The organism is Novosphingobium sp. SG754 (assembly GCF_013149315.1).
GTDB classification, from domain to species: domain Bacteria; phylum Pseudomonadota; class Alphaproteobacteria; order Sphingomonadales; family Sphingomonadaceae; genus Novosphingobium; species Novosphingobium capsulatum.
Genome location: NZ_JABGCC010000001.1, coordinates 524,087 through 535,505 on the forward strand (window position 1 = coordinate 524,087; position 11,419 = coordinate 535,505).

General features: G+C 67.8%; 8 protein-coding genes and 1 riboswitch. Of the genes, 4 read left to right on the plus strand and 4 right to left on the minus strand.

Annotated features, from left to right (window positions below):
- Positions 1-38 precede the first annotated feature (38 nt).
- From FHW97_RS02415 to FHW97_RS02430, 4 genes are all read right to left on the minus strand, one after another.
- Positions 39-2,876, minus strand: coding sequence for a 2-oxoglutarate dehydrogenase E1 component (locus FHW97_RS02415; RefSeq protein WP_062786295.1), 2,838 nt, complete (start codon positions 2,874-2,876; stop codon positions 39-41).
- Positions 2,877-3,159: 283 nt separating this feature from the next.
- Positions 3,160-4,122, minus strand: a complete 963-nt coding sequence (gene mdh / locus FHW97_RS02420) for a malate dehydrogenase (protein ID WP_022675965.1) — start codon at positions 4,120-4,122, stop codon at positions 3,160-3,162.
- 335 nt (positions 4,123-4,457) lie between these two features.
- Positions 4,458-4,847: a hypothetical protein gene (locus FHW97_RS02425; RefSeq protein ID WP_231627520.1), complete on the minus strand. Its 390-nt coding sequence runs from the start codon at positions 4,845-4,847 to the stop codon at positions 4,458-4,460.
- A gap of 190 nt (positions 4,848-5,037) precedes the next feature.
- Positions 5,038-6,345, minus strand: a complete 1,308-nt coding sequence (locus FHW97_RS02430) for a cell wall hydrolase (RefSeq protein WP_253941527.1) — start codon at positions 6,343-6,345, stop codon at positions 5,038-5,040.
- A 161-nt stretch (positions 6,346-6,506) separates the two neighbouring features.
- Positions 6,507-6,704, plus strand: a riboswitch (cobalamin riboswitch).
- 109 nt (positions 6,705-6,813) lie between these two features.
- On the opposite strand from FHW97_RS02430, the gene FHW97_RS02435 reads away from it, so the two are divergent.
- From FHW97_RS02435 to FHW97_RS02450, 4 genes are read left to right on the plus strand one after another with little or no spacing between them, the layout of a single operon-like run.
- On the plus strand, positions 6,814-8,694 hold the full coding sequence (locus FHW97_RS02435; RefSeq protein WP_171797891.1) for a TonB-dependent receptor domain-containing protein: 1,881 nt from the start codon (positions 6,814-6,816) through the stop codon (positions 8,692-8,694).
- A gap of 33 nt (positions 8,695-8,727) precedes the next feature.
- Entirely contained in the window at positions 8,728-9,642 is a 915-nt protein-coding gene (locus FHW97_RS02440) for an ABC transporter substrate-binding protein (protein ID WP_370525287.1), read from the plus strand.
- Complete coding sequence (locus tag FHW97_RS02445) at positions 9,639-10,622, plus strand: iron ABC transporter permease (protein ID WP_168351631.1); 984 nt, start codon at positions 9,639-9,641, stop codon at positions 10,620-10,622. Before FHW97_RS02440 ends, FHW97_RS02445 begins: the two co-directional genes overlap by 4 nt.
- A gap of 14 nt (positions 10,623-10,636) precedes the next feature.
- The gene (locus tag FHW97_RS02450) at positions 10,637-11,374 is read left to right on the plus strand and encodes an ABC transporter ATP-binding protein (protein ID WP_169049747.1); all 738 of its coding nucleotides are present in this window, start codon (positions 10,637-10,639) and stop codon (positions 11,372-11,374) included.
- Positions 11,375-11,419 lie beyond the last annotated feature (45 nt).

Sequence of the window (11,419 nt, forward strand, 5' to 3'; positions counted from 1 at the left end):
TGTTCCTTGGGGAGAATTCAGGTGGACGAAACGGCCGGTCAGGCCTTCTTCTTGCGGCGGATTTCCTCGCGCACCGACAGCGCCAGCGCATCGGCCACCAGGGCGGCCTGCTCGGCATTGTGGCGCTTGGCCAGGCCCGTGGCGGGCGAGGCCGAGGCGGAACGGCCGGCATAGCGGGGGCGCGTGACCTTGCCCTTGGCAGCCTTGAGCGATTCCTCGATCAGCGGCTCGGCAAAGAACCACGAACCGTTGTTCTTCGGCTCTTCCTGGCACCACACCACGTCTTCCAGATTGGTCATGCGCGACAGGCGCAGGGCCAGCGGCTCACCCGGGAAGGGATAGAGCTGCTCGATCCGGATGATCTGGGTATCGGTGATGCCGGCCGCATCGCGTGCCTCGATCAGGTCATAGGCGACCTTGCCCGAGCACAGCACCACGCGGCGGGTGTCGCGGTCTTCCGGTGCCGAAGGATCGGACAGGATGCGCTTGAACTGCGCTTCGCCCAAGAAATCGGCCGCGGTCGACTTGGCCAGCGGGTGGCGCAGCAGCGACTTGGGCGTCATGATGATCAGCGGCTTGCGGAACGAGCGGTGCATCTGCCGGCGCAGCACGTGGAAGTAGTTGGCCGGGCTGGTGATGTTGCACACCTGCAGGTTGTCTTCCGCGCAGAGCTGGAGATAGCGTTCAAGGCGGGCCGAGGAGTGTTCCGGACCCTGGCCTTCATAGCCGTGCGGCAGCAGCATGACGAGGCCGTTGGCGCGCAGCCACTTGGCTTCCGATGCGGCGACGTACTGGTCGATCACGATCTGGGCGCCGTTGGCAAAGTCACCGAACTGCGCTTCCCACAGCACCAGCGTCTTGGGATCGGCGCTGGCATAGCCGTATTCGAAGCCGAGCACGCCATATTCCGACAGCGGGCTGTCGAGCACTTCGAAGCGGCCGTGGGGCAGCGTCGCCAGCGGCACGTACTTGTGCTCGTCGGTCTGGTCGACCCACACCGCGTGGCGCTGGCTGAACGTGCCGCGGCCGCAATCCTGGCCCGAAAGGCGCACGTTGTAGCCTTCGGTGACCAGGCTGCCATAGGCGAGCGCTTCGGCCGTGGCCCAGTCGAACCCGTTGCCGGTGTTGAACATCTCACGCTTGGCATCGAGCACGCGGCCCAGCGTCTTGTGGACGGTCAGGCTTTCGGGAACCGAGGTCAGCGTGCGGCCCAGGCTGTCGAACAGCTTCTGTTCGATGCCGGTGGCCACGTTGCGGCGCGCCGTCACCGGGTCGGCCGGCTTGTTGAGGCCTGCCCAGCGTCCGCCGAACCAGTCGGCCTCGTTGGCCTTGTAGCTCTTGGCGGCTTCGAACTCGTTTTCGAGCGTGGCGGTGAAGTGGTCTTCCACGTCACCCTTCCAGCCCTTGTCGATCACGCCCTCGGCGGCCAGGCGCTCGGCATAGAGCGTCGAGACGGCCGGATGCTTCTTGATCTTGGCGTACATCAGCGGCTGCGTGAACGAGGGCTCGTCGCCTTCGTTGTGGCCGAAGCGGCGGTAGCACCACATGTCGATCACGATGTCGCGGCCGAACTGCTGGCGATAGTCGATCGCCAGCTTGCACGCGAAGGTCACCGCTTCGGGATCATCGCCGTTGACGTGGATGATCGGCGCCTGGACGCCCTTGGCCACGTCAGAGGGGTAGGGCGAGCCGCGCGAGAACTGCGGGCTGGTGGTGAAGCCGATCTGGTTGTTGATGATGAAGTGGATGCAACCGCCGGTGTTGTAGCCCTGCACGCCGGAAAAGCCGAAGCATTCCCAGACGATGCCCTGGCCGGCAAAGGCGGCGTCGCCGTGGATCAGCACCGGCAGCACCTGCTTGTGCTTGCCCGGGCCCACGTCATCGCGGAACTGCTGCTGGGCCAGCGTCTTGCCCAGCACGATGGGGTCCACCGTTTCCAGGTGCGACGGGTTGGGCAGCAGGCTCATGTGCACCTTGGTGCCGTCGAACTCGCGGTCGGTGCTGGTGCCCAGGTGATACTTCACGTCGCCCGAACCGCCCACGTCTTCGGGGTTGGCGCTGCCGCCCGAGAATTCGTGGAAGATCACGCGATAGGGCTTGGCCATCACGTTGGCGAGGATGTTCAGGCGGCCGCGGTGGGCCATGCCATAGATGATTTCCTTCACCCCGCGCTGGCCGCCGTACTTGATCACCGCTTCGAGCGCGGGGATCATCGACTCGCCGCCGTCCAGGCCAAAGCGCTTGGTGCCGACATACTTCTTGCCGAGGAACTTCTCGTACTGCTCGCCGCGCACCACGGCCGACAGAATCGCCTTCTTGCCCTCGGGCGTGAAGTCGATCGACTTGTCGCCGCCTTCGATGCGGTCCTGCAGGAACTTGCGCTCCTCCACGTCGGAGATGTGCATGTATTCCAGGCCGACCTTGCCGCAATAGTTCTTGCGCAGGATCTCGACCACTTCGCGCACGGTGCCCCATTGCAGGCCCAGCGTGCCGCCCAGATAGATCTTGCGATCCATGTCCTTGGGCAGGAAGCCGTGGTATTCGGGGCTGAGGTCGGCCGGCAGGTACTGCTTGGACAGGCCCAGCGGATCAAGGTCTGCCGCCAGGTGGCCGCGCACGCGATAGGTGCGCACCAGCAGCATCACGCGCAGGCTGTCGTTGGCCGCCTGTTCCAGCGCGGCTTCGTCCAGCGCGGCGCCGGCCTTCTTGGCGGCCTTGGCGACCTCGACCTTGATGGTCATGGGATCGAGCGCACGGGTCAGATCATCGCCGGCGAGCGCGTCGGTAATCGGCCAGCGCTTGGACTGCCAGGACGGACCCTGCTGCGGCGCATCCTGTGAAGGATCAACTTCGTACTCGTGCACGTCCTGTGCCATGGTCAATTCACTCCTGTGCCCCCGGGGAGGGGAGGGGCTTCGGAAAAAGGTTGTGGGCAGAGTGCATACCGGCGCAGCCTGCCTGTGACTGTCATCGCTTTCCCGCCGCCATGGCCGGACCGGCCGCCCTGCGCATGCCTTGCGCGCAATGGGCCAGGTATCCTTAATGGCGTCTGGTCAGCGCCCTTCGCAAAGGGTCTTATCGCTTTTGCCGGCCTGAAAAACAGTCCGGTAGAAGGTGCCGCGGCCGCCCGGGAAAGGACGGCCGCGAACCATGCTGCCATCAGGCGAGCGAGGGATCGATGCCCTTGCACGCCACCAGCAGTTCCTTGACCGCGTCGACCGAGACCTGGAGGTTGGCCTTGGCGGTTTCATCGAGGTTGATTTCGATGACCTTTTCCACGCCGCCGGCGCCGATCACCACCGGCACGCCGACATAGAGGCCGTCAACGCCATAGGCGCCGTCGACATGGGCGGCGCAGGGCAGGATGCGCTTCTGGTCGTTGAGGTACGCTTCGGCCATGGCGATGCCCGAGGCTGCCGGGGCATAGAACGCCGAACCGGTCTTGAGCAGGCCGACGATTTCGCCGCCGCCCGAACGGGTGCGGGCCACGATCGCGTCGATCTTTTCCTGGGTGGAAGCGCCCATCTTGATCAGGTCGGTGACGGGGATGCCGGCGACGGTGGAATATTCCACGACCGGAACCATGGTGTCGCCGTGGCCGCCGAGCACGAACGAGTTCACGTCGCGCACCGAAACGCCGAATTCCCAGGCGAGGAACGTGCTGAAGCGTGCCGAGTCGAGCACGCCAGCCATGCCGACCACCTTGTTGGCGGGCAGGCCGGAGAATTCGCGCAGCGCCCAGACCATCGCGTCGAGCGGGTTGGTGATGCAGATCACGAAGGCGTCGGGCGCGTTGTCGCGAATGCCTTCGCCGACCGACTTCATCACCTTGAGGTTGATGCCGAGCAGGTCATCGCGGCTCATGCCGGGCTTGCGCGCCACGCCAGCCGTCACGATGATGACGTCTGCGCCAGCGATGTCCTTGTAATCGTTGGTGCCGATGATCTTGGCGTCAAAGCCTTCGACCGGGCCGCACTGCGAGAGATCGAGGGCCTTGCCCTGCGGAACGCCTTCCACCACGTCGAACAGGACGATGTCGCCCAGTTCCTTCTGCGCGGCCAGATGCGCCAGAGTGCCACCGATGTTACCCGCGCCAATGAGCGCGATCTTCTTGCGTGCCATGTGCTTTACGGTCCTTTCCCGGAGTCGTCGCGGGACAAGCGTTCAAGCGTTGCCGACTCAAGCCCCCGGATGGAGGTCCCCCCGCGCCCGCGAGACGGGAAGGGTTGCCGGCAAGTGGAGGGGCACGTAGGCCTGCCCGAGAGGGATTGCAACCGCAAAAAACCCCGCATCTGCGGGTTTCTTTGATATCAGTTCGCAATAGCGTTAAGTGGTAAATCTACCGTTCATACGAATGCGACAGGCGAGCCCTTTGCCGCGTTTCAGAACGGTGCGGCCGCCGGGTTTTTCAGGCGTGCCGGCGATGGGCGCAGCCTTCTCGGCTTGCTGCGTGAAATTCATCCGAGCCCGGCAAGTTCCCGGCGCAGGGCAATGGCCTTGCGGCGATCGAGCGTGTGGCACACCTGCGCCCACCAATCCGCCTGTTCCGCGTCCCCGGCCATCGCCGCGCGGGTTGCGGCGCGGGCAGCTTGCCCGGCGGCGGCATGGCCATGGCTGGCAAACAGGCGCAGCGCTTCGGCCAGCAGGGCGTCTTCGGCCAGTCGATCAGCGAGGCGCCCGGCCATGGCGCGTACCGGCGATGGATAGTCCTGGGCTGCCTGGAGCGACCAGGCCGGATTGTCGTTGGCAGGGCGCGGCACGCGGCCGGCGGGCCGGCGGAGACAGGGCGAGATCATGCCATAGCGAGGGGCGAAACGCAGCATGCGCGGGTGGTCTCCGTTCTTCATCGCGACACCGAAAGTTCGGCTTTTTTCGTGTTCAAAGCCGATTTCGGGGTAAACTTCCTGGCGGCTCTGCCGTCCTTCTACGGGGCGTTGCGCTAACAGGGCGTGAGATGAGACGGTAAACGGGACATTGATGTTCCCGCCGACGCGGCCAAGCGTGCCGATGCAGCGCCTGGCCGGGTTCAATCAGCCTTCAGCCATGCGGCTGGGCAATCCATTTTCCGGCGTTTTCATAGGTTTCCCGCGCTTCGGGGCGAACCTGCGGATTGGGCGCGCCGGGCAGGGGCGCTGCCAGTTGCGGCGCGGCGCTGGCAGGGATCGCACGCTGGGGCGATTCGCCCAGGCCCCCGGTGGCCGTGCCCGTCGTGGCGCCGGCCGAAGCACCGGTGTGTTCGAGCGCGCTGATGCGGCCTTCCTCAAACGCCTTTTCCAGCGTCACCGGATCGACCACGTCGGCCGCGGCCGGCACCCAGCTGCGCGGATGGGGCGCGGCCAGCGGCTCGCCACCGCGATAGCTGGCGTTGAAGGCGGCGGGCTGCCCGGCCGATCCAGCCCAGCGATAGAAGCGATGCGCGCCGATCGTGCCGATGAAGGCCAGCTTGTCTGACCATAGCGGATGGACCGCGCTGGTATGGTAATGCGTGGCCAGGCCCACCGGGGCAAACACGTTGCCCGCCAGGGCATCGGCTGCCACGCGCCGGGCGCGGTCCCAGAACTGTTGCACCGGACGGCGCGCCATCGCGCCGTCGCAGGCAAAGCTGAACTGGCAGCCGGGGCGTTCCGATCCTTGGAACACCACGCCGCAAACCGTCTTGGGAAAGGCCGGGTGCGCCACGCGGTTGAGCACGACCTGCGCCACCGCGCGCTGCCCGGCATCGGGTTCGGACGCGGCTTCGTAATAGATCGCGGTGGTCAGGCATTGCAGCGCGCGCCAGCGGTCTTCGCCGCTGCCGGTGGCAAACAGTGGCCGCGCTGCCGGATTGGCAGACCAGGGCGCGGTGGTGGTGCCATCGTCGGCGTCGCTGCGGATGGCGGCCACCTGCCGGTCCCAGGCGCGTGCGGCGTCCTGCGGGGCAAGCAGGCCGCTGTCTTGCGCCGAAACATAGTAGAACGCCGAGCCGGGAAAGCTTTCACCCGCCCGCTCGAACGGTTGCAGCCCGCCGTTGCGATCCTGTGCGGCGGCCGCATCGCTGCCGGGCGAACCCCAGCCGATGGCGCCGAGCACCAGGCCCAGCGCGCCGATCGCGGCAATGCCGGCGGCCCGCTCGGCCAGGCGCGAGGGCGCGCGGTGCTGATGGCGCCACGAGGTCATGTCACGCCGGCGGATGCGTGCGGCAAAATCCCGCGGTCGGACGGGGGGCAGACTAAGCGTGGCGAGCCGTGCGCCATCGGCCTGCCGCTGCCCGGCCAGGGCGACGCGCTCTTCCGGCCCCGGCGGCGGCATCAGCGCCTCGGGCGGAAGGGTGGGCGTGGCGCCGGTGAAGGGAATCGGGTCTGGCATAGGGCGTGAAACAGGGCAGGCTTGGTCTGCGCCATGGTGCGTTACGCGTTGCACTGCAACCATGCACGGGAGGAATCGTCCTCGTCCCGATAAGGCACAGCCTGCTACCCCTTGGTTAATCACGGCTGCGGGCTTGCCCCTTGGTGCAGGTGTCGCTATCCGCCCCGCCTGACGCCACCGGTGCCCGCAACCATGCGGGCTAAGAGGGAAGCCGGAACCAGCCGGCGCTGCCCCCGCAACTGTTTCCGGACGAGCGCCGCGCCCTTGCGCGCCACTGGCCCCTTGGCGGGCTGGGAAGGCCGGCGTGTCGCGTTGACTTCGGATGAGCCAGGAAACCTGCCGGTGTGTGGTCGTTCCGCGGCCGGGCGGGGTGTACCGGGCGCAAGCGTGACGAGTCTTCCGCCAGGGCCCGGCGGACCCTCGCGCCATGGACGGCAAGACTGTCCATGGGCCGGGAGGAAAAGAACCGTGAAGACATCGCTTGTTGCGCTCGCCACTGCCGTGATGCTGGCCGCCCCTGCCTATGCCGATGAAGCCCCCGCCGCCGATGGCGCGCAGATCACCGTGCTGGCCACCGGCAACGACCTGTCGCTCGACCAGACCGGCCAGGCCATCACCGTGTTGCCGTTGCAGACGATCGAGGCGGTGCAGGGCGTTGACCTGACCCGCGTGCTCGATCGCGTGCCGGGCCTGACCTGGTCGCGCACCGGGGGTCTGGGTGCGCAAACCGCCGTGCGCCTGCGCGGCGGGGAAGGGCAGCACACCCTGGTGCTGGTCGATGGCGTGCGCGTGGAAGATCCCTCGGCGCCATCGGGCGGGTTTGACTTCGGCACGCTGACGAGTGGCGGGATCGAGCGGATCGAAGTGCTGCGCGGCTCCAACTCGGTGGTCTGGGGCAGCTCTGCCATTGGCGGGGTGATCGCGGTGACCACGCGTGAAATCGATGGCGTCGAAGCCTCGGCCGAGGCCGGCTCGCGCCGCAGCTATGATGCCGATGCTGTCGCCGGCGTGAAGCGCGATCGCTATGCCTTCTCGATCGATGGCGGCTATGCCACCACCGATGGCATTTCGGCCGCTGCCAGCGGGACCGAGCCCGACGGCTATGACCAGTGGCGCGTGGGCGGCAAGGCGCGGGTAAACCTCACCGATACGCTGTCGCTGGTCGCCAATGCCCGCTATGCCGATGGCAAGACCCAGATCGATGGCTATCCCGCGCCCGACTATGTCTTTGCCGATACCCCGGAATACACCACCACGCGGCAGTTCTTCGGCCGCGCCGGGCTGCACTATGCCGGCGGCCCGCTGACGCTCGATGCTGGCTATGCCCTGTCAGACACACGCCGCCGCTATTACACCGGCGGGGCCGACAACGCGTTCGAATATGGCTACAATGGTCGCAGCGAGCGGGTGGAATTGAACGGCCGCTATAGCCTGCCGGCCGATTTCGCGCTCGATTTCGGGGCGGATCGCGAATGGACCCGGTTCGACAGCACCTATGACACGCGCCAGAACGCGCATCTGACCAGCGGCCATGCCATGCTTGGCTGGTACACCGCCAAGGCCAGCCTGGCGGCCGGCGTGCGCTATGACGAACAGAGCCAGTTCGGCAGCAATGTCAGCCTGGGGGCCAACGGCACGGTGGAAGTAGTGCGCGGGCTGCGCCTCAATGCCAGCTATGGCGAAGGTTTCCGCGCGCCCACGCTCTATCAGCTGCTCTCGCCCGATTACGGCAATGCCGCGCTCGATCCCGAACGCAGCCGCAGCTATGACCTGGGCGTGGTCTATGCCAGCCAGGATGGCGGCTTCCATGCCGGGGTCACTCTGTTCCGCCGCGATACCCGCAACCTCATCGCCTATGTCTCGTGCTTCATGGTCGAAAGCGCGCTGTGCCAGGGCCACGCCTATGGCGTCTATGACAACGTCGGCAAGGCGCGCGCGCAAGGCGTCGAGCTCGATGTGGGCGCCGCGCTCAGCAGCCAGGTCAAGGGCACGATCGCCTATGCCTATACCGAGGCGACCGACCGCACGCCTGGCGCCGCCACGTTCGGCAACGACCTTGCTCGCCGCCCGCGCCACGCGCTGACCACCTCGCTCGACTGGACCACGCCCTGGGCTGGCCTGGCCCTGGCCGCAGACCTGCGCTTCCAGTCGGAAAGTTTTGACAACGCGGCCAATTCGATCAAGTTGGCGGGCGGTAGCGTCACCACCGTGCGCGCCAGTCTGCCGATCCTTCATCAGGCCGAACTTTTCGGCCGGGTGGAAAACGTGTTCGATCGGCCGCTGGTGACGGCAGCGGGCTATGGCGCGCTGGGTCGTTCCGTGTTCGGTGGCGTTCGCCTGCGGTACTGATGGCGTGGCGCCGGTTGGAGGAATGGCTTTGCCGTGAGCGGCCGCATCGTGCCTGACATTGCCTTGCTCTGCCGGCGCATGGAGCGTGGTGCCGTGGCGCTGGCGCTGATGCTGGGCGGGTGCGCGCAGGTGGCTCCCGCCGATCCGCAGGCCACCGATCGTCTGCCCCGGATCGTGTCGCTCAACCCTTGCAGCGATGCGATCCTGGCAGAAGTGGCCGATCCCGCGCAGATCCTGGCGCTGTCTTCCTACAGCCGCGATCCGGCACAAACCTCGATGGACGTGGCGCAGGCCATGCGCTTTGCCACCACCGATGGCGCGGTAGAAAGCGTGCTGGCGCTGCACCCCGATGTGGTGGTGACCAGCACCTATGCCGATCCGGCCACGCTGGCGGCGTTGCGCGGGCTGGGCCTGCGCGTGGAAACGGTGGGCATTGCCGAATCGCTCGATGCCGCGCGCGCCCAGGTGCGCAGCCTGGCCGGCTGGGCCGGGCAGCCGGCGCGCGGCGCCGCGCTGATCGCGCGGATCGACCGCGCAGTCGCCGCCGCGGCGCCGCCGCCGGGCACGGCGCCGATCACGGCCGTGCTGTGGGAACCGGGCGGCCTGGTGCCGGGCCAGAATACCCTGGCATCAGACCTGATGATGCGTGCCGGCTTTGCCAATTTCAGTGCGCAACGCGGCCTGGGCCAATCCGAACGCCTGTCGCTGGAGCGCATGCTGGCCGATCCGCCGCGCGTGATCATGGCCGTGGGCACCCCGCGCGGCACCCTGGCCGATCAGGCCGCGCCGCAGGAAGACCGCCTGCTGTTCCATCCCGCGCTCGCGGCGCTGCGCCACACCGCGCGCGTGCCGATTTCCCCCAACCTGATCTATTGCGGCGGCCCAACCATTCCCCGGTTCCTGAACCGCATGGTGGCGGTGCGCCAAGAGCTGGAAGCGATGCCATGAACCGTGCTGCCTTGCCCCTGGTGCTGGGTGGCTTGCTGCTCGTGCTGTTTCCGCTGTGCCTGCTGGCCGGGCAGGTGTGGATCAATCCGTTCGATCCGGCCGGTGCCAATGCCACGGTGATCCTGGCGCAACTGCGCCTGCCGCGCGCGGTGCTGGCGGTGATCGTCGGGGCCGGACTGGGCGCGGCGGGTGCAGCGATGCAGGGCTATCTGCGCAATCCCCTGGCCGATCCCGGCCTGTTCGGGGTGGCGCCGCTCGCCGCGCTAGGTGCGGTGCTGTCGCTGTTTACCGGCTTTGCGGTGCAGCCTTTCGCGCTGCCGGCGATGGCCTTGGCGGGCGCGGCCGGGGGCATGGTGCTGCTGGCGCTGATCGCGTCGGGCCCGCGCACGGGCCTGGCCGGGGGCGTGGCGCTGTTCACGCTGGCCGGCATGATGCTGTCCAGCCTGGCTGGCGCATTGACCAGCCTGGCGATCAGCCTGGCGCCCAATCCCTTTGCCCTGACCGAGATTGTCACCTGGCTGATGGGCGCGCTGACCGATCGCAGCTGGCACGATGTGGCGCTGGCCGCGCCGCTCACCGCGCTGGGGCTGGTGCTGCTGTGGCGTGCCGGGCCGGCGCTCGATGCGCTCACCCTGGGCGAACTGGCGGCCCGCTCGATGGGCCTCGATCCGGTGGCCTTGCGCGGATTGATGGTGGTGGGCGTGGGCCTGGTTGTGGGTGCCGGGGTTTCGGCGGCCGGGGTCATCGGCTTTGTCGGGCTGATGGTGCCGCATATCGTGCGCCCGTTCACCGATCGCCGCCCATCCAGCCTGCTGCTTCCCAGCGCGCTGGCCGGGGCCCTGTTACTTTTGCTGGCCGATACGCTGTGCCGTTGCCTGCCGCTGGCGGGCGGCGAGCTGCGCCTGGGCATCGCGCTCAGCCTGCTGGGCGCACCGTTCTTCCTGCATCTTTTGCTGCGCCTGCGGCGCGGCCTGGCTTGAGAGGCACCGGGGCCATGGATCTTGTTGCCGATGCCGTCACCATGGTGGGCCGCCTGCGCGATGTGCGCGTGGGGCTTTCGCCTGGGCGCCTGACCGCGATCTGCGGGCCCAACGGGGCGGGCAAGTCCACGCTGCTCTCCGCGCTTGCTGGCCTGGAAGAGCCCGATGGCGGGCACGTGTCTTTGGGGCAGCATCGCCTGGCCGAACTGACCGCGCGGGAGCGGGCGATCGCCATCGGCTATCTGCCGCAGGCGGGCGAGGTGGCGTGGAACGTGACGGTGGAAACGCTGGTGCGGCTCGGCCGCCTGCCGCACCGCACACCGATGCGGATAGACGCGGCCGCAACCATGGCAGCGTTGCAGGCGCTTGACCTTACCGGCCTTGCCGGGCGCGAGGTGGGCACGCTGTCGGGCGGGGAGCGGGCCCGTGCGCTGCTGGCGCGGGTCCTGGCCGGGCAGCCGCGCTGGATCCTGGCAGACGAGCCGCTGGCCGCCCTCGACCTGGCGCACCAGCAGGCGCTGCTCGCCCATTTCCGCCGCCTGGCAGGGCAAGGCGTGGGCGTGGTGGTGGTGCTGCACGATCTTGCCCTGGCGATGAACCATGCCGATCACGTCATCGTGCTCGACCGTGGCACCGTGGCCGCCAATGGCGCGCCGCACCTGGCGCTGGCCGAAGGCGTGCTAGCCGGGGTCTGGGGCGTCAAGGCACGCTGGGTGGGCGATGGGCGCACCCGCGCGCTTGCGATCGGCTGATCGGCTCCCCACATCAGGGGGCAATCGCCCTTGCCCACCGAGCCA